Here is a 304-nt window from a genome sequence, read left to right as displayed (position 1 = left end):
GAGTTTCACATTTTGAAATCAACCTTCAATTTATGGTTAAATGTATTTTTAACCTTCAATTTATACTTTATTTATACTTTAAAAACTTCGCCATAAGCGCTAGGCTGAAGCATAAGCAGGATTCTATTAACAAAAAAAACATGATATAGATAAGTAAAAGGCTAACATTAAATCTTCAAATAAATATGTATCGAATTAGATTTGACATTATTTGACTGTAGTTTCAACACAAGTGCCAATATTATACATTTTAGCTTCCAAATTTAACATCATCATTCAATTTGTTTATCAAACCTGCATCTAG

It is taken from the genome of Lacrimispora amygdalina, from assembly GCF_003432035.1.
In the GTDB taxonomy this organism is placed as follows: domain Bacteria; phylum Bacillota; class Clostridia; order Lachnospirales; family Lachnospiraceae; genus Lacrimispora; species Lacrimispora amygdalina.
The sequence above is the reverse complement of the archived record's forward strand: the minus strand, read 5'-3'. Positions refer to the sequence as shown.